This is a genomic window from Clostridium nigeriense (genome assembly GCF_050585265.1).
GTDB lineage: Bacteria > Bacillota > Clostridia > Clostridiales > Clostridiaceae > Clostridium > Clostridium nigeriense_B.
Genome location: NZ_JBNOOE010000008.1, coordinates 81,301 through 100,305, shown reverse-complemented (window position 1 = coordinate 100,305; position 19,005 = coordinate 81,301). Strand labels below are relative to the sequence as shown.

The 19,005-nt window shown below is 26.0% G+C and carries 27 protein-coding genes; all 27 read left to right on the top strand.

The genetic code is table 11. The features are described from left to right. Nucleotides 1-121: 121 nt before the first annotated feature. The 27 genes from ACQPVP_RS09395 to ACQPVP_RS09265 all read left to right on the top strand — a co-directional run bounded on the left by ACQPVP_RS09395 (nt 122) and on the right by ACQPVP_RS09265 (nt 18,925). Nucleotides 122-1,504, top strand: coding sequence for a GspE/PulE family protein (locus ACQPVP_RS09395; protein WP_430849370.1), 1,383 nt, complete (start codon nt 122-124; stop codon nt 1,502-1,504). Next, nucleotides 1,479-2,528, top strand: coding sequence for a type II secretion system F family protein (locus ACQPVP_RS09390; RefSeq protein WP_430849368.1), 1,050 nt, complete (start codon nt 1,479-1,481; stop codon nt 2,526-2,528). The genes ACQPVP_RS09395 and ACQPVP_RS09390 overlap by 26 nt, the downstream gene beginning before the upstream one ends. Further along, the gene (locus ACQPVP_RS09385) at nt 2,528-3,019 is read left to right on the top strand and encodes a pilus assembly FimT family protein (RefSeq protein ID WP_430849366.1); all 492 of its coding nucleotides are present in this window, start codon (nt 2,528-2,530) and stop codon (nt 3,017-3,019) included. The genes ACQPVP_RS09390 and ACQPVP_RS09385 overlap by 1 nt, the downstream gene beginning before the upstream one ends. Next, nucleotides 3,016-3,447: a type II secretion system protein gene (locus ACQPVP_RS09380; RefSeq protein ID WP_430849364.1), complete on the top strand. Its 432-nt coding sequence runs from the start codon at nt 3,016-3,018 to the stop codon at nt 3,445-3,447. The genes ACQPVP_RS09385 and ACQPVP_RS09380 overlap by 4 nt, the downstream gene beginning before the upstream one ends. Further along, complete coding sequence (locus tag ACQPVP_RS09375) at nt 3,407-3,922, top strand: PilW family protein (protein ID WP_430849473.1); 516 nt, start codon at nt 3,407-3,409, stop codon at nt 3,920-3,922. The genes ACQPVP_RS09380 and ACQPVP_RS09375 overlap by 41 nt, the downstream gene beginning before the upstream one ends. Then, a complete protein-coding gene (locus ACQPVP_RS09370) occupies nt 3,919-4,299 on the top strand; it encodes a hypothetical protein (protein ID WP_430849362.1) in 381 nt (126 codons plus the stop codon). The genes ACQPVP_RS09375 and ACQPVP_RS09370 overlap by 4 nt, the downstream gene beginning before the upstream one ends. Continuing rightward, nucleotides 4,296-4,919, top strand: coding sequence for a hypothetical protein (locus ACQPVP_RS09365; protein WP_430849360.1), 624 nt, complete (start codon nt 4,296-4,298; stop codon nt 4,917-4,919). Before ACQPVP_RS09370 ends, ACQPVP_RS09365 begins: the two co-directional genes overlap by 4 nt. After that, on the top strand, nt 4,897-5,304 hold the full coding sequence (locus ACQPVP_RS09360) for a hypothetical protein (protein ID WP_430849358.1): 408 nt from the start codon (nt 4,897-4,899) through the stop codon (nt 5,302-5,304). Before ACQPVP_RS09365 ends, ACQPVP_RS09360 begins: the two co-directional genes overlap by 23 nt. Next, complete coding sequence (locus tag ACQPVP_RS09355) at nt 5,301-5,669, top strand: hypothetical protein (RefSeq protein WP_430849356.1); 369 nt, start codon at nt 5,301-5,303, stop codon at nt 5,667-5,669. The genes ACQPVP_RS09360 and ACQPVP_RS09355 overlap by 4 nt, the downstream gene beginning before the upstream one ends. A 156-nt stretch (nt 5,670-5,825) precedes the next feature. Continuing rightward, a complete protein-coding gene (efp, locus tag ACQPVP_RS09350; RefSeq protein ID WP_430838952.1) occupies nt 5,826-6,383 on the top strand; it encodes an elongation factor P in 558 nt (185 codons plus the stop codon). A gap of 117 nt (nt 6,384-6,500) precedes the next feature. Next, complete coding sequence (locus tag ACQPVP_RS09345; protein ID WP_430849354.1) at nt 6,501-6,863, top strand: CD1247 N-terminal domain-containing protein; 363 nt, start codon at nt 6,501-6,503, stop codon at nt 6,861-6,863. A gap of 163 nt (nt 6,864-7,026) precedes the next feature. Then, the gene (gene spoIIIAA, locus ACQPVP_RS09340) at nt 7,027-7,950 is read left to right on the top strand and encodes a stage III sporulation protein AA (protein WP_430849352.1); all 924 of its coding nucleotides are present in this window, start codon (nt 7,027-7,029) and stop codon (nt 7,948-7,950) included. Continuing rightward, nucleotides 7,938-8,456: a stage III sporulation protein SpoIIIAB gene (gene spoIIIAB, locus ACQPVP_RS09335; protein WP_430849350.1), complete on the top strand. Its 519-nt coding sequence runs from the start codon at nt 7,938-7,940 to the stop codon at nt 8,454-8,456. Before spoIIIAA ends, spoIIIAB begins: the two co-directional genes overlap by 13 nt. A gap of 14 nt (nt 8,457-8,470) precedes the next feature. After that, the gene (gene spoIIIAC, locus ACQPVP_RS09330) at nt 8,471-8,668 is read left to right on the top strand and encodes a stage III sporulation protein AC (RefSeq protein ID WP_430849348.1); all 198 of its coding nucleotides are present in this window, start codon (nt 8,471-8,473) and stop codon (nt 8,666-8,668) included. A 9-nt stretch (nt 8,669-8,677) separates the two neighbouring features. Continuing rightward, complete coding sequence (gene spoIIIAD, locus ACQPVP_RS09325; protein WP_430849346.1) at nt 8,678-9,061, top strand: stage III sporulation protein AD; 384 nt, start codon at nt 8,678-8,680, stop codon at nt 9,059-9,061. A gap of 8 nt (nt 9,062-9,069) precedes the next feature. Next, complete coding sequence (spoIIIAE, locus tag ACQPVP_RS09320) at nt 9,070-10,290, top strand: stage III sporulation protein AE (RefSeq protein WP_430849344.1); 1,221 nt, start codon at nt 9,070-9,072, stop codon at nt 10,288-10,290. Nucleotides 10,291-10,293: 3 nt separating this feature from the next. Next, the gene (gene spoIIIAF / locus ACQPVP_RS09315) at nt 10,294-10,875 is read left to right on the top strand and encodes a stage III sporulation protein AF (protein WP_430849342.1); all 582 of its coding nucleotides are present in this window, start codon (nt 10,294-10,296) and stop codon (nt 10,873-10,875) included. Between the two features lie 13 nt (nt 10,876-10,888). Beyond that, a complete protein-coding gene (spoIIIAG, locus tag ACQPVP_RS09310) occupies nt 10,889-11,494 on the top strand; it encodes a stage III sporulation protein AG (protein ID WP_430849340.1) in 606 nt (201 codons plus the stop codon). Nucleotides 11,495-11,533: 39 nt separating this feature from the next. Next, nucleotides 11,534-12,058: a SpoIIIAH-like family protein gene (locus tag ACQPVP_RS09305; protein ID WP_430849338.1), complete on the top strand. Its 525-nt coding sequence runs from the start codon at nt 11,534-11,536 to the stop codon at nt 12,056-12,058. An 80-nt stretch (nt 12,059-12,138) separates the two neighbouring features. Further along, nucleotides 12,139-12,525, top strand: coding sequence for an Asp23/Gls24 family envelope stress response protein (locus ACQPVP_RS09300; protein ID WP_430849336.1), 387 nt, complete (start codon nt 12,139-12,141; stop codon nt 12,523-12,525). 126 nt (nt 12,526-12,651) lie between these two features. Further along, on the top strand, nt 12,652-13,056 hold the full coding sequence (gene nusB, locus ACQPVP_RS09295; protein ID WP_430849334.1) for a transcription antitermination factor NusB: 405 nt from the start codon (nt 12,652-12,654) through the stop codon (nt 13,054-13,056). 24 nt (nt 13,057-13,080) lie between these two features. Next, nucleotides 13,081-13,944, top strand: coding sequence for a bifunctional 5,10-methylenetetrahydrofolate dehydrogenase/5,10-methenyltetrahydrofolate cyclohydrolase (locus ACQPVP_RS09290; protein WP_430849332.1), 864 nt, complete (start codon nt 13,081-13,083; stop codon nt 13,942-13,944). Continuing rightward, nucleotides 13,919-15,118, top strand: coding sequence for an exodeoxyribonuclease VII large subunit (gene xseA / locus ACQPVP_RS09285; protein WP_430849330.1), 1,200 nt, complete (start codon nt 13,919-13,921; stop codon nt 15,116-15,118). Before ACQPVP_RS09290 ends, xseA begins: the two co-directional genes overlap by 26 nt. Nucleotides 15,119-15,144: 26 nt before the next feature. Then, entirely contained in the window at nt 15,145-15,357 is a 213-nt protein-coding gene (gene xseB / locus ACQPVP_RS09280; RefSeq protein WP_430849328.1) for an exodeoxyribonuclease VII small subunit, read from the top strand. Further along, nucleotides 15,350-16,225, top strand: a complete 876-nt coding sequence (locus ACQPVP_RS09275) for a polyprenyl synthetase family protein (protein ID WP_430849326.1) — start codon at nt 15,350-15,352, stop codon at nt 16,223-16,225. The genes xseB and ACQPVP_RS09275 overlap by 8 nt, the downstream gene beginning before the upstream one ends. A gap of 19 nt (nt 16,226-16,244) precedes the next feature. Continuing rightward, a complete protein-coding gene (gene dxs, locus ACQPVP_RS09270; RefSeq protein ID WP_430849324.1) occupies nt 16,245-18,104 on the top strand; it encodes a 1-deoxy-D-xylulose-5-phosphate synthase in 1,860 nt (619 codons plus the stop codon). Nucleotides 18,105-18,115: 11 nt separating this feature from the next. After that, nucleotides 18,116-18,925, top strand: a complete 810-nt coding sequence (locus ACQPVP_RS09265) for a TlyA family RNA methyltransferase (protein WP_430849322.1) — start codon at nt 18,116-18,118, stop codon at nt 18,923-18,925. The last annotated feature ends 80 nt before the right edge of the window (nt 18,926-19,005 follow it).

The window sequence follows — 19,005 nt, the reverse complement described above, 5'->3', positions numbered from 1 at the left end:
ATAGAATATTTGTTTTGGTAATAGGATATTTTTGATATATATGATTAAATGATGCAAATAAATTAGGATATATTGTATAAAAAGTAGTATTATGGGATATAAATTAAAAGGGTGATTTAAGATGAACAAAATAGAAATATTTAATATTAATTTAGATATTGCAAGAAAATTAGGAAATACAAAGACTGAAAAATATTTTATTTTACCAATAATGTTAGAAAACAATAAATTAACTGTACTTTCTTCTGAAGAAAAATTGAATAACAAAGAAGAATTAGAATTTCTATTTAATAGTAAAATAGAAGCTATTAAAATGAAGAATGATGATATTAGAGATTTAATATTTAAAGTATTTCTTGGAGAGTCTAACAACTTATTAGAAGAAATATTATGTAAAGCAATTATTGAAAGAGCTTCAGATATACATTTTGAACCCCAAAGAGAAGAAGTTTTTATAAGGATAAGAATTGATGGATTATTAGTACCTTTTACAAAAATTAAAAATGAGGAATATCATAAGTTGCTTTCTCAAATTAAAATTATGGGGAATATGGATATTACTGAAAAAAGGAAACCTCAAGATGGAAAAGCTTATATTAAAGTACAGGAAGAAGATTACGATTTAAGGTTATCTACCATACCAATTGTATATGGAGAAAAACTAGTTATAAGAATTTTATATGGTGAAATATTTGAACATGAACTTAATAATTTAAATATGAGTAAGTTTCAAAGAGAAAAATTGAAAAAAATGATTGCTGTAAAGAATGGTCTTATTTTAATTAATGGACCAACTGGGAGTGGTAAATCTACCACTTTATATTCTATATTAAAGGAAATTAATAAAAAAAATATTAATATTACGACATTAGAAGATCCAGTTGAAGTTTTAATAAATGGAGTTAATCAAGTAAGTTTAAATAAGAAAGCAAATATTACATTTTCAACAGGTCTTCGTAGCATATTAAGACAAGATCCAGATGTTTTGATGATAGGTGAAATAAGAGATGAAGAAACTGCTAATATAGCTGTTACTGCATCATTAACTGGACATAAAGTTTATTCAACGATTCATACAAAGACACCTAAGGAAGTTTTATTAAGATTAGAAGATATGGGAGTAAAACCATATTTAATAAAAGATTCATTAATAGGAATTATTTCTCAGAGGCTTATAAGAATTTTATGTTCTAACTGTAAGGAAAAAGATAAAACAATGACTCTAGATAATAAGTCTATAGTTGTATATAAGTCAGTTGGTTGTAATCATTGCAATTATACTGGATATAAAGGAAGAATGTCAGTAAGTGCAGTAGTATATATTGATGAAGAAGTTAAAAAAACATTTTCAAATATTTTCCAGGAAATAAAAGAATTAAGTAACCAAGAAATGATAATGAATTTAAATTATTTACTTAAAAATGGATTTATAACAATAGAAGACTATAATAATTTTTTGATAGAAGAGGCATTAGATTATGAAAAAAATAGAATTTTTATATAAAAAGGTAAATTATAATAATCTATCTTTAATTGCAGGAAATCTAGCAATACTTTATAAAGAAGGTATTTCTATGATTATGATAGTAGATTTACTTAATGAATTACCGCTAAATAGAGCTTATAAAGAAAGTATTAGAGGCATTAAAGAATATATTTTAGAGGGAAGATCTTTAGAAGAGTGTTTTAAGGTGTATGATTATTTATATCCAGATTTTTTTACAGGAATGATAGCTATGGGTGAAAAAAGTGGGAATCTTTTTAAAGTTTTAAAGGGATTAGAAGATTATTATAACGTTAATATATTTTTTAGAAACACAGTTAAAAATGCTCTAGCTTATCCGATTTTAATAATTACAGCTACTATTAGTTTATTTATTTTTATTATACTTTTTCTAATACCAAATTTATATGACTTTTATATTAGTTTAGATGCTGATATACCTTTAATATGTAAATTAAGTTATAATTTATCAAATTCAATAAGAGAAAATCCAGTAAGAGTACTTGTTTATATATTTGATTTATTAGTATTATTCTGGTTTTTATACAAATATTATTTAAAAGATACTATTATAAGATTATTTAATAAAATTCCTTTATATAGAGAGTTTAGTGAGTTTTTATTTATTTCAATATTAGGAATAATAATGAAGAGTGGTGTTAACTTGTCAGAAGGGCTTATCTGTGCAGCAAATAGTTTTAAAATAAGAGATTTAATAGATAGGTTTGTAGGTTTAAATTACAGTATATTAAAGGGAGAATCAATTTCTGATAGTTTGATAAATAAAGGATATTATTCCAGCTATACAATTTCTATTATTAAGTTAGGGGAAGAGGGAGGATCAATTGATGAAAGACTAGAATCATTAACCCATTACTTAGAGAAAAAATTAATTGATGGCATTAATAAGAAAGTTGCTATTATTCAGCCGGCATCAATATTAATTGTTGGAGGATTTGTTATTTCTTTTTTAATGATATTTGTAGTTCCATTATTTTCATCTATATTTGAGGTAGCAATATAATGAAAAAAGGATATACATTAATTGAGCTTATTATAGTTTTATCTATAATTGCAGTTATTTCTTCTATAACTACAATAAATATAGTGAAGTTTAAAGAGAAAATTGAGATTATTGAATTTAATAGTTTGGCTAATGAAGTAAAATCTTTATTAAGCTTTGGAAAAGCCTACTGTAGGAGAAATAAAGTGTCAGGACAGATACTTGTAGGTAGCAATAGGAGGACTATAACATTTGAGGTGACAAATAAGGAGTTTCCGATTACAAAGACCATAAGGCTAAATAAAGATATTGAAGTAGGAAGTAATTTTAAAGTTTCTAGTAGTATTACAAGTGATAATAATAATATCACAGATGAAGGATATATTAAGTCAGCAGGAACTATTACATTAACACATAAAAGTAATAAGAGAATTAATATAACAGTAAGTGTAGGTAATGATATTATTAGAAGTTATGAAAGTGATGAAGAAGAGGGAGATATTATACAATGAAAAAAGGTAATACATTGGTGGAAGCAATAATATCATTGTCTATTATTTTAATAGCTTTATCAATTTCTGTTCAAATTATTGCAATTACATCAAAATCTATAAATTTAAGAAGAAATAAAGAAAAGGCTAATAGAGTAGCTTATGCAATAGAAAATGAAATGAAATATAATGTAAGTTTTGATAACTTAAAAGATGTATTTGATAAGGGTAATTTATATTTAAAATATAAGGATGATATTATAGAAAGCTTACTTACTACTCCGCTTACAGATTTAGAATCAGGAAATAACATTATAATAGAAAAGGTAATTGATAATTATATAGAGGAAGGTTATAAAATATCTACATTTAAAATAAAGATTTTAGATTTAGAGGGAGGAATTTTAGCTGAAAGAGAATTTATTAAGTCTTATTGGATGGATATTTAGGAAAAAGAAATATGGATTTACATTAATTGAATTGAATATATCTATGTTTATACAGTTAATAGTATTAACATTAGCCTTTAATACAGCAATTATAACATTTAAAAATTATTCTTTACTTATAAATAATTCTAAAATTCAAGATTCCTTTGATGATGCAGTATTAAATATTGAAAGACTTTTAAAGGGATATATGATTAAATCAATTAAAATTAATGGAGAAAGTGAAAATAATAAAGGTGAAATATTAATAATATATAAAAAAGATAATAATCAAACTGATGTTAAGAAAAAGAAGATTTATCTAGATTCAAATAAAAAAAAGATAATTTTAGAAACATACAATAAGAATGATTTTAAAATTGGTACTAATATAATTATGACAGATGTATCTGATTTTAAAATTACAAAGAAAAACAACATATATTATTTAAAAATAATTAATTTAAATAAGGATGAGAGGACTATTTGTATATGATAAATAAGGAAAAGAAGAAAGGATTTGCTTTTATTGAAAGTTTAGTTGTTCTTATGTTTGTTACTTTATTAATAGCTATTTCACTGAATTTAATTACTTTAAATTATTTAAAATCTCAAACCTATAAATCTTATAGTGATAAAAAAACATTAACTTTAGAAGATGAATTAGTATTAAAAGAAATTAACAAGAATAATAAAGAGGAGTATAAGGATTCTAATTATCAGCTTGTTAAAAAGGAAAAGGAATATTTTCTAGTTAAAAAATTAAGTAATTCTAATATATATATTGAACTTGAAATGAAAGAGTATAATGATAAGAAAATTTTTGTTCCAACTTATTATAAAACTGAAAATATAGTAGGAGATAAATTATGAGTAGTAATGTAAAAATTTACAAAGATAAGTTATATTTTAAAAATGTAGAGTATGACTATGATTCAATTAAATTGTTATTAAGTAGGATAAATAAAAAAATAAGAATTACAATTTGTTCAGAAAAAATCTTTATTAAGAAATATAAGTATCCAGAAGAAAAAATAAAAATTGAAAAATATATAGATAATAAGATATCTGAGGATTTTTCAGATAAATCAAATTTATTATTTCATTATGAGGTTGAAAAGAGTGAAAGATATTTTTATCTATATTCTATGAGAAATCATAGAATAAATAATTTGTTTTATGGTGCAAAAGAATTAATTATTGAACCAATACAATTTAAAGTAAAGAATAAAATTTTTAAAAAGTTAAGAAAACATAAATATATATTAGTTTATTATAAAATAAAGGCGTTAAATCACTTAATAAATATAGAAGATGGTTTTATCATAGATTCTTTAATTACAGAAAGCTTTGAAAAAGTTAATACTTATATTAATGAAAGAAGTGATTATGTATTAGTTGTAGATAAAAGTTTAAAAGATATTAAAATAGAAGATATCAATTATTATATTGATTTTGGGGTTGATATATATGAAGAAATATGTGAAAAATAAATATTTTATACCATATGAATTTATAGAAGTACAAAATAATAAATCTAATAATAATATAGAAAAGTTAATTGGAATTTTAATTATTATTAATATATTTATAATACCTACTTCATTTAATAAAGTATTAAAAAAAATTAATAATAATGAAATAGTTCCTGTAGCAAGTGCTATTGAAAATAATCAAGATATAAATAAAGAGAAAATAAGTACCATTATTAAAGCTATAAGTGAAAATATAATAAGCTTGAAAATAGAAAATGACTCAGGAAGTATTGAATTGAATTCAATTCAAGAAATATACAGTATTGAAGAAAAAGAGATATTTAAGATTAATTCTTTAAATATTGATGCTAAAGATAGATATCATATTGAGGTTGGATTATGAAAAGAAAAAATATAGTATATTTCATAGTTATTTTTATAACAATGATTCAATGCTTTATATTATTAAGTTATAAAGATGAATCAGTAAAAAATATAAATGAGATCAAATCAGAAGGTATAACAGAAGTTAAAAATGCAAAATATATTAAAGAAATCGAAAAAGATTTTAAAGATTATAATACTTTAACAATTTTAAACTATAATAAAGCAGAAAATGGGCTATGGCAGTTAAATTGCAAACTAGAAGGAAGCAAAGAAGATATACTTAATGATTTAGGAAAAATTGATTATTATAAAATAACTAATTATAGCTTAAAGTATGAAAATAACAATGTTTTATTAGAAGTAGATTTATTAAGCAAATAAAAGATAAATTACTTTATATTAATATAAATAATTGCATTTATTTGTGAATTTTGATAAAATAGCTTTGTTATGTCATAAACATTGTTGAAGTTATGACAATTTAGTTAACATAAGTGTTAGACTAAATGTGGAATAAAGTTTTTGGAGGGATATTTAATGATATCAGCAGGAGATTTAAGAAAAGGTACTACTTTCGAGTATGAAGGACAAGTTTATACAGTAATCGACTTCTTACATGTTAAACCTGGTAAGGGAGCAGCTTTTGTAAGAACTAAGCTTAGAAATGTTATTTCAGGTGGTGTTACTGATACTACTTTTAACCCAACAGCTAAGCTTCAAGAAGCAGTTATTGAAAGAAAAGAAATGCAATACCTTTATTCAGATGGAGAATTATATTACTTCATGGATCAAGAAACTTTTGAACAAATACCACTAAACTATGAAAAAGTTGAAGATGCAATAAAGTTTATAAAAGAAAATATGTTTGCAGTAATTAAGTTCTATAAAGGAGAAGCTTTCTCAGTTGAAGCTCCAAACTTTGTTGAATTATTAATAACTCAAGCAGACCCAGGAATAAAAGGAAACACAGCTACAAATGCTATGAAGCCTGCTACATTAGAAACAGGAGCAGTAGTAAATGTTCCTATGTTCGTAAATGAAGGAGACGTAATCAGAGTAGACACTAGAACTGGTGAATACATGGAAAGAGTATAATAAACAAAAGCTAAGTATTTACTTAGCTTTTTATTCTATTATTCCTTTTAATTTTAAATTGTAATATTAGGGTATAATTTAAATAGATTATATTTCTATTTATAAGGAAGTGAAAATATGAAGGATATTAAATACAAAATTGATAGTGTTAAAGAAGAAATTTTAAGTATAGAAGATAAAAAATATAAAAATATATTTGAGAGTTTATTATCAATCATTAATGATATGGCAGATTCGATTAAAGAAATGGATTATAAACAAGAATCTTTGGAGGAAAGTGTTAGGTATATAGATGAAGATATCATTGGTTTACAGGATGAACTCTTTGAGGAAGTTTCAATTGAAGATTTAATTGAAATGGAAGAGGAGTATGTAGAAATAAAATGTAAGCATTGTAATAAGCCATTATTTGTTGAAAAAGAATCTTTAGATAATAAAAAGGATATTCCATGTCCTTTTTGTAATAATGAAGCAATTTAATATTTCATTTAAACCTATTAGCAAAATGCTAATAGGTTTTTTTTATTCACATAAATTAATTTATAGTTATTTTTAAATATTTTACATATTTAATTATTTGTATGAATATTATTTGATAGAAAGAAATAATTTTAAATATAACTATGGAATAGGAAGTGGTAACTTGGGGAAGGAAGAAGAAATCTTAAAGGTATTGCCTGCAAGGATAAGCAATGAAGTTAGGGATTTCCTTTTAAAAGATTCTATACAAGAAATAAGGATAAAGGTTAATAAGCCTATAATTATTAATTTACCTAGTAAAGAAGTAATTTTAAATATTATTACAACCCTAGAAGATATAAAACAAATATTAGTTAGAGTATCTAATTACTCTTTATATGCATATGAGGAAGAGATTAAACAAGGTTATATAACTATCAAAGGTGGACATAGGATAGGAATAGCTGGTGAATGTGTATTAGTAAAAGGTGAAGTTAGGACAATAAGAAATATTTCATCATTGAATATAAGAATATGTAGAGAAGTCAAAGGTTGTTCAAATGAAGTAATGAATTTTATTTCTAAAAATGATAGAGTTTTTAATACTTTAATAGTTTCTCCTCCTAAGTGTGGTAAAACAACGATATTAAGAGATATAGCAAGAAATATTTCAAATGGAATGCCAATAAATAATTTAAGCGGGAAAAAAGTAGCGATAATAGATGAGAGAAGTGAAATTGCTTCATGCTTTAATGGTATTCCTCAATTAGATGTAGGAATAAGAAGTGATATTTTAGATAATTGTTTAAAAAAAGATGGAATGATAATGTCAATAAGAAGTTTATCTCCAGAGATACTTATATGTGATGAGATAGGAACCGAAGGAGATGTAGAAGCTCTTAATATGGCCTTTAACTCAGGTGTAAATATAATAGTTACTATTCATGGATATAGTATTGAAGATATATATAAGAGAAAGGTTTTTAAGGATTTATTGGAAAATTCAATTTTAGATAGAATAGTTATTTTAAGTAATAGAAATGGACCAGGAACCATCGATAATGTGTATTTAATAGGAGGTGGAGGTGAGATTAAATGTCTAAAATAATTGCAATAATAATTATATTTCTATCTAGTTGTTATATAGGTTTTTATTTTGGAGAGAGCTTTAAAAAAAGAAGTAGGCAACTTAACTCCATACTAAAATCAGTTATTTTTTTGAATAATGAAGTTATGTATTCAAATACACCATTACCAGAAGCTTTAAAATATATATCTATCAAGGTAGATAGCCCTGTTAGAGATATTTTATCAAGTACTGCTTCGAAGCTTGAAATCGGAGAATCTATTAGTGTTTATGATGCTTTTAAAGATGAATATACAAATTCAAAGCAAAATTTTAATTTAAATGACGAGGATAAATTAATAATCAAAGATTTTTTAAAAGGTCTTGGGGAGTCTGGAGTTTATGGACAAGATAAATTATTTAATTTAACTATAGAGAATATGAAGTTAAATTGTAAATCAGCAGAAGAATTAGGAAAGAAAAATTCAAAGATGTATAGGGCTATGGGAGTATGTATAGGTGCTATGATTTCAATTTTTTTATTTTAGTAGGAGGGAAATAAATGCTAGATATAAGTGTTTTATTTAAAATTGGGGCTATGGGAGTTTTAATTATAGTTATAGATAAGGTGCTGAAAGCAAGTGGAAAAGATGATGTAGCAGTAGTAACAAATATTGCTGGAATAGTTATAATTTTAATTACAGTTATAGGTTTAATCAGTGATTTATTTAATACTGTAAAAACAATGTTTATGCTATAGGTGATGATAATGGAAATTATAAAAATAGTGTCGGTTGCATTTGTAGCATTATTTATTTATCTTATGTTTAATGAGAGAAGAGATGACATAGCAGTATTAGTAACATTAGCAGCTGGAATTATTCTTTTCTTGTTAATTATTCCTAGCTTAAATGATGTTATAAATTTTGTTAATGAAATAACTACAAAGGCTAATATAGATATGGTGTATATTGGAGTAGTATTAAAGATACTTGCAATATCATATTTAGCAACATTTTGTAGTGAAATATGTAAAGATGCAGGTGCATCTAGTATAGCCAGTAAGGTTGAATTTTCTGCTAAAATATTAATTTTAACACTTGCAATACCTATACTTATGGCTGTACTGCAATCAATTTTACAAATATTGTAGGTGTTTATATGTATAAAAAATTAGATACAAAAAAAATTATATTAGCAGTAAGTATGATAATTATTGCTTTTATAAATTTTAATATTAAAAATACTTATGCTAATGAAAATAATATAAATAAAAATAATAAAATTAGTCAGGAAGAAAATATTCTTGAAGATCAAGGAGTAAATAACAAATTAAATTCACTTTATAATTATATAAATAATGTGAAGCTAGATATTGAAATAATGAACGATTTAGATCCTGTAGAGTATATAAAAGGATATATAGAAAATGGAGAAAGCACTTTATCTTTAAAATCTTTAGGAAGTGCTGTAGTTAGTTTTTTATTTAAAGAAGTTAAAACTGTACTTACATTATCAATTAGTATAATAGTAATTGCGATTATGTGTTCTTTACTAAAAAATTTACAGTCAGCTTTTTCTAATGAAGGGATTTCAAATATTGCTTTTTTTGCATGTTATGCAATTTTAATAATAATTTTATCAAAAAGTTTTCTAGTTTCAATAAATATTGCAACAGATGTCATAAATGATTTATCAGATTTTATGGCTGCTATATTACCAGTATTAGTAATTATGTTAGGGTCTATTGGAGGATTTACACAAGCAGCAACTATGGATCCAATTATAATGGGGGCAACCTTATTTATTCCTAGGATATATACTAATATAATAATTCCTTTAATACTAATAACTTTTGTTTTAGAATTTACAAATAATATTTCTTCAGAACATAAAATAGGGAATTTATGTAAATTAACAAAGCAAATAACTGTATGGTTACAAGGTATAATTTTAACTGTTTTTATTGGGTTATTAACTGTCAGGGGGATAACATCTTCTACAATAGATGCAGTTACACTAAAAACTGCAAAATTTGCAATAGATAACTTTATTCCTATTGTTGGAAAGGCGTTTTCAGATGCTATATCATCTGTAGCTGGCTATTCTTTAATTATTAAAAATGCTGTTAGTTCAATTGGACTAGTAATAATTATACTTATGATGCTTTATCCTATAATTAAATTAGCTTTAATATCATTTGTATTTAAATTTACTGCTGCTATTATAGAGCCAATAAGTGATAATAGAATAACTAGTTCAATAGCATCTGCAGGAGACTCATTAGTATTAATAATGTCCTGTGTACTATCAGTTAGTTTAATGTTTTTTGTTCTATTAGCTATAATGGCATCTGCAGGAAAATTTGTAATTGGAGGTTAATTAATGGAGGAAATAAAAAGCTTTGTTACTACATTAGCAAGTATGATTATTCTAATTACAGCCATTGAGTTAATATCTCCTGATAATGGCATGAAAAAGTATGTGAAATTTGTTTTAGGCGCTATTCTTATAGCCGTTATGATAAGTCCGATAATTTCATTTATTAGTAGTGGCGAAGAGGTATTATCAAAAAAAATTGAAGAATATATTGATGTTACAAATAATAAATCTATAGAAACTAATAGTGAATATAATGAAAATACTACTGAATTAGCTTTTAAGCAGAGTTTAGAGGAAAACTGTAAAAGACTTTTAAAAGAAAAATTTAAAGATCTAGATTTTGAAAGTACTATTGATTGTGAAATAGACATGCAAAATATTACGTACTCTATTAAAAAGGTAGAGATAGGGGTTAAAAATAAAGAGGTATCTAAAATAGAAAAAATAATTATTAATAGAAATGATGAAAGTACAGAGGTATCTTCACAAGAAGATAGAGTAGAAAATCAAGATGAGATTATAGATTATTTATCTGTAACTTTAAATATAACTAAAGATAATATAAGGGTATATAAAATTAATTAATGGGAGGGAGAAAATGGGTAAGAGTAATATTAAAAGTGATTTGGCAAAAGTAATAAATGATAAAAAATTTTTGAATGCTGTTGTTATAGCATTAATATTAGCATTTCTTTTACTTGCTATTAGCTTTTTATCTACAACAAGAAAGAAGGAAACTGAAGAATCATTAAGTACAAGCGTTGGTAATTCAAGCACTCTAGAAGAAGCTGCTAAGGATACTATGAATAATTATGAAGAAAGTGAGAAACAAACACTTAGGACCTTACTTGCTAAAATTGAAAATGTTGGAGAGGTTGAGGTAATGATAAACTTTAAAAGTGGTGAAGTTAAGGTGCCGGCCACTGAAGAAAATACACAGGAAGCTTTAACAGAAGAAACTGATAGTCAAGGTGGAAACAGAACTACAACACAAAAAAATGGTGGAAGTACAGTGGTAATGGCTGGTGATGGAAGCAAAAATGAACCATATATTTTACAAGTTAACAAACCAGAAATAAGTGGCGTTTTAATAGTTGCAGAAGGTGCAAGTAGCGCAAAGGTTAAGTATGATATACAAGTAGCAGTATCAACATTATATGGCATATCTATTGATAAGGTTAATGTATATCCTATGAAAAATTAGCATATAAATAATATGAAAGATAGATAGGGGGAAATCACAATGACAAAAAAACAATTTGGTATTATTTTCACACTTATGGCTCTTATAGTATGTGTAGGAGTCATAGCAGCAAGATTAAATAAGACTGGCTTAAATGATCCAACAGACTTTAGCCAAGTAATATCACAACAAGGTACAGATGAAGAACAAAATAGTGATGACGATAAGGAAACTTTGGGTAGTCAAGATTATTTTTATACATTACGTAGTGAAAAAGAACAACAGGATGCAACAACAATGCAACAATTAAATGAATTGATTGCTGATGAACAAACTTCACAAGAGCAAAAGGACTTAGCTACTAATGAATTAAGAGTTAAAACAATGTTAGTAGATCAAGAAGGAAGAATAGAGGTAAATGTGAAAAATAAGGGCTTTGAAGACGTTTTATGTTCTATTGAAGGAAACAATGTAAGAGTTGTTGTAAAGACTGATGAATTAACTGATGTAGATACATCGTCAATACAAGAAATTGTAGAAAATATTTCTGGAATAAGTGATGTAATAATAGAACCTAAAAAATAATTCATTGTAATATAATAATTGCTTTGATATAATTAACATATGAGAGAGTTTTGACTTCAAAACGCTTAGGAGGTAATTACATGGATAATAAGAACTACGAAGAAAATTTAGGCATAGTTAAAATTTCAGATGAAGTTGTTAGCGTTATAGCTGGAATAGCTGCAGAAGAAATAAATGGTGTAGAAGATCTACAGCACTTAGTTGGTAATAACATATCACAATTATTAAAAGGTAAGAAAAACTCTGGTAAAAATGTGAGAGTAACATTAAATGAAGATTATGTAACAATAGATTTAAATTTAGCTGTTGAATATGGAGTTAAAATACCTGAGGTTGTAGGAGCTGTTCAAGAAAATGTTAAGAGAACTGTTGAAACTATGACAGGATTAAATGTTACGGCAGTTAATATTAACGTTCAAAGTATTTACGTTCCAAAAACTGAAAAAGAAGAAAGTAAAGAAATATAATCTCACCCTCTGATTTTTCAGAGGGTGTTTTTCTTGTGCTTTAAATAAATTTGTTGTAGTATATTTATGATTAGAAAGTTTTAGAAGGTTAATAATATAATTATTAACAACACTTAGGAGGATAAAATGAATAGAAAAAGATCGAGAGAAATAGCAATGGAATTACTATTTGGAATGACTTTAAGTAAAAATACATTAGAGGAAACAATTGAAACTTTTGTAGAAGATTTTGAAATGAATTTAAATACTATAGATTTAGAATACATAAAAGAAATACTATTAAAAGTTGAAAAAAATAAGGAAGTAATTGATAAAAAGATAGAAGAATCATTAACTAACTGGAAACTAGATAGAATTTCAAAAGTTAATCTTTCAATTTTAAGATTAGCAATTGGAGAAATGATATATATTGAAGATGTACCAGAAAAGGTTGCAATTAACGAAGCTATAGAATTAACAAAGAAGTATTCAGATGAAAAGAGTGTTTCTTTTGTAAATGGAGTATTAGACAACGCATTTAAAAATTTATAATAAAAAATATAGCGAGGGGTTTTTATGGGAAAAATAATAGATGGTAAAAAAGTTTCACAAGATGTTAAAGAAGAAATTAAGACTTTTATAGAAAAAAGAAAATCTAAAGGTCTTAGAGTGCCTAAAATAGTTTCCATATTAGTAGGAAATGATGGTGGTTCTATTTATTATATAAATAGTCAAGAAAAGGTAGCAACTTCACTTGGTGTCAATTTTGAAAAAATATTACTAAATGAAGATATAAAAGAAGATGAACTTATTAGTTTTATAGATAAATTAAATAAAGATAAATATGTAGATGGTATAATAATGCAGATACCTCTACCAAAGAGTTTAAATGAAAATAAGATTATAAATACTATTTCTCCAGAAAAAGATATAGATTGTTTAACTTTCGTTAATCAAGGAAAACTTTACAATGGTGATAAAGTATTTTTACCATGTACACCTAATTCTGTAGTAACATTATTAGAAAGATATAATATAGAGTTAGAAGGGAAAAATGTAGTTGTAATAGGAAGAAGCAATATAGTAGGAAAGCCAGTAGCTCAATTGCTTTTAAATAAAAATTCTACTGTAACAATATGCCATTCTAGAACTAATAATTTAAAAGATATATGTAAACAAGCAGATATAATTGTAGTGGCTATTGGAAAAGCAAAGTTTATTAATAAGGAATTTGTTAATGAAAATTCAATAATTATAGATGTAGGTACATCATCTCTAAATGGAAAAATAACAGGAGATGTGGATTTTGATGATATTATCGATAAAGTGAATATGATTACACCAGTTCCAGGCGGGGTTGGTGCACTAACTACAACTTTGTTAATTAAGAATTCATGCGAGGCGTTAGAATATAATGAAAATAAAAACTTTAACAGTTAGTGAAGTTAATAATTATATAAAAAAAATATTAGATAATGATTTTATACTTAATAATTTATTAGTCAAAGGTGAAATATCAAATTTAAAATATCACAGTAGTGGACATATATATTTTTCACTAAAAGATTCATCAAGTAAAATTAATTGTGTAATGTTTAAAAGTAGCAGTATGGGTCTTGACTTTAAATTAGAAGATGGTATGCAGGTTATTGCTAATGCAAGATGCTCTATTTATCAAGGAACAGGAGCACTTCAGTTATATATTGATAAATTATCAAAAGAAGGCTTAGGTGAGCTTCATATTAAGTTTGAAAAGCTTAAGAGAAAGTTAGAAGAAGAAGGATATTTTGATTATGAACATAAAAAGCCTATTCCTAAAATGCCAAGAAGAATTGGTGTTGTCACTTCTGAGACTGGTGCTGTAATTAGAGATATAATAAATGTAACTAAAAGAAGAAGTTCACTAGTAGATATAGTTTTGTATCCAGCCTTAGTACAAGGCAATGGAGCTTATAAAACTATTATAGAAGGAATAAAATACTTTAATGATAAGAAAATAGTAGATACAATTATAATTGGAAGAGGTGGAGGTTCCTTAGAAGAATTATGGAACTTTAATGAAGAAGATTTAGCAAAAGAAATATTTAAATCTAAGATACCTATAATATCTGCTGTAGGTCATGAAGTAGATTTCACTATTTCAGACTTCGTAAGTGATTTTAGAGCATCAACACCTTCACAGGCGGCAGAAATTGCAGTGCCACTAGAAAGTGATATTAGAAATTCAATAAAGGATTATGAAGATAGAATTTATAAAGTAACTATAGATATTTTGAATTATGAAAAGGAAAAATTAAATAATTATAAAAAAATATTGACTTTGAATAGTCCTGAAGTTGTTTTATCAAATTCCTATTTGGAAATAGATAGACTTCAAGATAAAATGAAAAATATTTTATTAAATAAAATTGAAAAGGAGAAAATTAAGATCAAATCATTGAATGATCTATTGGAGGCACATAATCCAATTAATGTTTTAAAAAAAGGTTTTGCTATAGTAGAAGATAAAGATAGTAATGTGATTTCATCGAAAGAAGAGTTAGAAAAAATAGATGAGATTAATATTATTTTTAGTGATGGAAAAATTAAAGGAAAATTCATAAAGGATATATAAATTATTTAAAAGGGAGTTGATAATTTATGGCTAAAAAAGAATCTTATGAGGATATGATAAATAATCTTCAAAATATATTAAATAAAATGGAAAATAACGAACTTCCTCTTGAGGAATTAATGAAAGAATATGAAACTGGAGTGAAATTAATTAATAAATTATATAAAACCCTGAATTCTTTAGAGGGAAAGTTGACTATAATTAAAGATAACTTAGAATTGGAGCTAAAGAATGAGTAATAAAATTGAAATTTATAGGGATTATATAAATAAATATTTAAATTTGTATTTCAATAACAAAGGAAGTTATAATAGAGTTATATATGATTCAGCAAGTTATAGTTTAAATATAGGTGGCAAAAGAGTAAGACCTATATTATTCTTATTAACTTATGAGTTATACAAGAATAATTATAGAGACGTAATAGAAATGGCCTCAGCAATAGAGATGATTCATACTTATTCTCTTATTCATGACGATTTACCATCCATGGATAATGATGATTTAAGAAGGGGAATGCCAACTAATCATAAGAAATTTGGGGAAAGTATAGCTATATTAGCAGGGGATACGCTATTAAACGAGGCAATGAGTTTGCTTATGCAATTTTCTATTAAACATGGGGAAAGAGCATTAATTGCTTCGAAGGAAATAGCAGAAGCAGCTGGACCAGAAGGAATGATTGGTGGGCAAGTTGTAGATATAATCAATGAGGATAAATTAATTTCAAAAGATGAACTTCTTTATATGCATAATAAAAAAACTGGTGAATTAATAAGAGTATCCATAGTAGCGGCTGCTATATTAGCAAATGCTCCTAAAAAAGATATAGAGATTTTAAATGATTTTGGATTAAAGCTTGGGTTAGCATTTCAAATAAAAGACGATATTTTAGACATTGTGGGAGACGTTTCAAAGCTTGGAAAAAATATAAAAAGCGATGAAACTAATAATAAGTCAAACTTTATATCCTTATTTGGATTAGAATATTGTGAAAGAGAATGTATTAATTTGACTAAAGAATGTATTGATTTGCTGAAGGGTCTTTCTGTAGAAACTATTGAATTAGAAGAAATAACTTTAGATTTATTGAATAGGGAATTTTAACAGAAAGAAAGGTTTAGTTATGGGTAGAATATTAGATCAGATTACCTCTCCGGAAGGAGTAAAGGACTTAACAAATGTTGAATTAGAGGTTTTAGCAGCTGAAATAAGAGAGTTTTTAATTGAAAGCGTATCTAAAACCGGTGGACATTTAGCTTCTAATTTAGGAGTAGTTGAACTTACTATAAGTTTATTTAAGAGCTTTAACTTAGAAAATGATAAAATAGTATGGGATGTTGGACATCAATCTTATGTGCATAAGATTCTTACTGGTAGAAAAGAACAATTTGATAAATTAAGAAAATATAATGGGTTAAGTGGTTTTCCTAAAAGATGTGAAAGTAAATATGATGCATTTGATACAGGACATAGTAGTACTTCAATATCTGCAGCTCTTGGAATGGCTAGATCAAGAGACATTAAAAATGAGAAAAATGAAGTGATAGCAGTTATAGGTGATGGAGCACTTACTGGAGGTATGGCTTTAGAGGCTTTAAATGATGTAGGATTTAATAAGACTAAGATGATAGTAATATTAAATGATAATCAAATGTCTATTTCTAAAAATGTTGGTGGATTATCAATGCATTTAAATAAGTTAAGAATGGAGCCTAAATATAATAAATTAAAATCAAATATAAATGAAACATTAAAAACTTCTAAAGCTGGTGAAAAGGTTGCTAATTGTATTTCAAGATTTAAAGATAGCTTAAAACAATTTATAGTACCTTCAATGCTTTTTGAAGATATGGGATTAAAATATATAGGACCAATTAATGGACATGATATTGAAACTTTAACTGAAGTTTTTGAAATGGCAAAGAATATAGAAGAACCTGTAATAATCCATGTAGTTACCAATAAAGGTAAAGGATATGAATTAGCAGAAAAGAATCCTAATAAATATCATGGGGTAAGTCCTTTTGATTTAGAAAGTGGAGAAACTAATATATCTAGCAATAAAACATATTCTAAAGCTTTTGGAGATGCCATGATAGAGTTAGCAAAAGATGATGATAGAATCGTTGCAATAACAGCAGCAATGCCAGATGGAACTGGCTTAAAAGACTTTGCTAAGGAGTTTCCAAATAGATTTTTCGATGTTGGAATTGCTGAGGCTCATGCTACAACATTAGCAGCAGGATTTGCAGCTGCTAATATGAAACCTGTGTTTGCAGTATATTCAACATTTTTACAAAGAGCTTATGACCAATTAATACATGATGTTTGTATTCAAAATATGCCTGTAGTTTTTGCAATTGATAGGGCAGGATTAGTTGGTGAAGATGGTGAAACTCATCAAGGAATATTTGATTTATCATATTTATCAGCAATACCTAATATGACTGTATTAGCACCTAAGCATTTAGAGGAAATAAAGGTTATGATAAATTGGGCTTTACATCATAATGGACCAGTTGCTATAAGATATCCAAGAGGAACTGATATTTGCGAAGATATTAATCCACTAAAAAATATTAATTATGGGAAATGGGAAAAGATGGTTATTGGTAAAAAAATAGCTATAATAGCAGTTGGCAAAATGCTACAACATGTATTATTAGCAAGAAAAGAGCTAAATAAACATGGAATAAATCCATTAATAGTAAACGCAACATTTGTTAAGCCATTGGATAATGAAATGTTAATGGAATTAGTTGACGATGGCTATGATATTGTAACTGTTGAAGATAATATGACTAATGGTGGATTTGGTAGCTACGTATTAATGAAACTATACGAATTAGGTTTTAAAAATAAATTTAAGGCCCTAGGTTTTGTAAACACATTTGTTCCTCAGGGAGATATTAATTCACTATACAAAGAAAATAAGTTAGATCCAGAAGGAATAGCAGAATCTATTTTAAAACTTAATGAATAAAGGAGATAAAAATGTCTGGAAAAAAGGAAAGACTCGATGTACTTTTGGTAGAAAAAGGAATATTTACCTCAAGAGAAAGAGCTAAAACTAACATAATGGCTGGTAAGATATTTGTAGATGGTCAAAGAGTAGATAAAGCTGGTGAAAAGGTAAGCATAGATGCAGAAATTATATTTAAGGGCCAAGAAATTCCTTATGTAAGTAGAGGTGGTTTAAAACTTGAAAAGGCAATAAAGGAATTTGGCGTATATTTAAAGGATAAGGTATGTATGGATATAGGTGCATCAACAGGTGGTTTTACAGATTGTATGCTACAAAATGATGCAAAAAAGGTTTTTTCTGTAGATGTAGGATATGGACAATTTGCATGGAAGCTTAGAACAGATCCTAGAGTTGTTTGTATGGAAAGAACAAATATAAGATATGTTACACCTGAGGATATTGGTGAAAAAATTGATTTTGCATCTATAGATGTTTCTTTTATTTCTTTAAAAAAAATAATGCCTGCTACCTTAAGTTTATTAAGTGATGTTGGAGAAGTAGTTGCATTAATTAAGCCTCAATTTGAAGCAGGTAAAGAAAAAGTAGGGAAAAAAGGAGTAGTAAGGGATATAAATGTTCATAAGGAAGTTGTTATGAATATAGTGGATTCTTTACAAAAGGAAAATTTAAATATTATTTCTTTAAGTTATTCACCTATTAAAGGTCCAGAGGGAAATATAGAGTATTTAGTATACTTTAGTAAGGATAATAATAAGGAATCAGATTTTTCTATGGAAGATATAGAAAAAGTAGTAAATGAATCACACGATTTATTATAAAACATAAATTTATTTTTATTAAAGACTTCTTGATTAGCATGAAGTCTTTAATAGAATTTATAGTTATAAATATACTATAG

Coding starts and splice junctions, on each gene's coding strand:
- ACQPVP_RS09395 (WP_430849370.1), top strand. CDS start 122: ATGAACAAAATAGAAATATTTAATATTAATTTAGATATTGCAAGAAAA.
- ACQPVP_RS09390 (WP_430849368.1), top strand. CDS start 1,479: ATGAAAAAAATAGAATTTTTATATAAAAAGGTAAATTATAATAATCTA.
- ACQPVP_RS09385 (WP_430849366.1), top strand. CDS start 2,528: ATGAAAAAAGGATATACATTAATTGAGCTTATTATAGTTTTATCTATA.
- ACQPVP_RS09380 (WP_430849364.1), top strand. CDS start 3,016: ATGAAAAAAGGTAATACATTGGTGGAAGCAATAATATCATTGTCTATT.
- ACQPVP_RS09370 (WP_430849362.1), top strand. CDS start 3,919: ATGATAAATAAGGAAAAGAAGAAAGGATTTGCTTTTATTGAAAGTTTA.
- ACQPVP_RS09365 (WP_430849360.1), top strand. CDS start 4,296: ATGAGTAGTAATGTAAAAATTTACAAAGATAAGTTATATTTTAAAAAT.
- ACQPVP_RS09360 (WP_430849358.1), top strand. CDS start 4,897: ATGAAGAAATATGTGAAAAATAAATATTTTATACCATATGAATTTATA.
- ACQPVP_RS09355 (WP_430849356.1), top strand. CDS start 5,301: ATGAAAAGAAAAAATATAGTATATTTCATAGTTATTTTTATAACAATG.
- efp (WP_430838952.1), top strand. CDS start 5,826: ATGATATCAGCAGGAGATTTAAGAAAAGGTACTACTTTCGAGTATGAA.
- ACQPVP_RS09345 (WP_430849354.1), top strand. CDS start 6,501: ATGAAGGATATTAAATACAAAATTGATAGTGTTAAAGAAGAAATTTTA.
- spoIIIAB (WP_430849350.1), top strand. CDS start 7,938: ATGTCTAAAATAATTGCAATAATAATTATATTTCTATCTAGTTGTTAT.
- spoIIIAC (WP_430849348.1), top strand. CDS start 8,471: ATGCTAGATATAAGTGTTTTATTTAAAATTGGGGCTATGGGAGTTTTA.
- spoIIIAD (WP_430849346.1), top strand. CDS start 8,678: ATGGAAATTATAAAAATAGTGTCGGTTGCATTTGTAGCATTATTTATT.
- spoIIIAE (WP_430849344.1), top strand. CDS start 9,070: ATGTATAAAAAATTAGATACAAAAAAAATTATATTAGCAGTAAGTATG.
- spoIIIAF (WP_430849342.1), top strand. CDS start 10,294: ATGGAGGAAATAAAAAGCTTTGTTACTACATTAGCAAGTATGATTATT.
- spoIIIAG (WP_430849340.1), top strand. CDS start 10,889: ATGGGTAAGAGTAATATTAAAAGTGATTTGGCAAAAGTAATAAATGAT.
- ACQPVP_RS09305 (WP_430849338.1), top strand. CDS start 11,534: ATGACAAAAAAACAATTTGGTATTATTTTCACACTTATGGCTCTTATA.
- ACQPVP_RS09300 (WP_430849336.1), top strand. CDS start 12,139: ATGGATAATAAGAACTACGAAGAAAATTTAGGCATAGTTAAAATTTCA.
- nusB (WP_430849334.1), top strand. CDS start 12,652: ATGAATAGAAAAAGATCGAGAGAAATAGCAATGGAATTACTATTTGGA.
- ACQPVP_RS09290 (WP_430849332.1), top strand. CDS start 13,081: ATGGGAAAAATAATAGATGGTAAAAAAGTTTCACAAGATGTTAAAGAA.
- xseA (WP_430849330.1), top strand. CDS start 13,919: ATGAAAATAAAAACTTTAACAGTTAGTGAAGTTAATAATTATATAAAA.
- xseB (WP_430849328.1), top strand. CDS start 15,145: ATGGCTAAAAAAGAATCTTATGAGGATATGATAAATAATCTTCAAAAT.
- ACQPVP_RS09275 (WP_430849326.1), top strand. CDS start 15,350: ATGAGTAATAAAATTGAAATTTATAGGGATTATATAAATAAATATTTA.
- dxs (WP_430849324.1), top strand. CDS start 16,245: ATGGGTAGAATATTAGATCAGATTACCTCTCCGGAAGGAGTAAAGGAC.
- ACQPVP_RS09265 (WP_430849322.1), top strand. CDS start 18,116: ATGTCTGGAAAAAAGGAAAGACTCGATGTACTTTTGGTAGAAAAAGGA.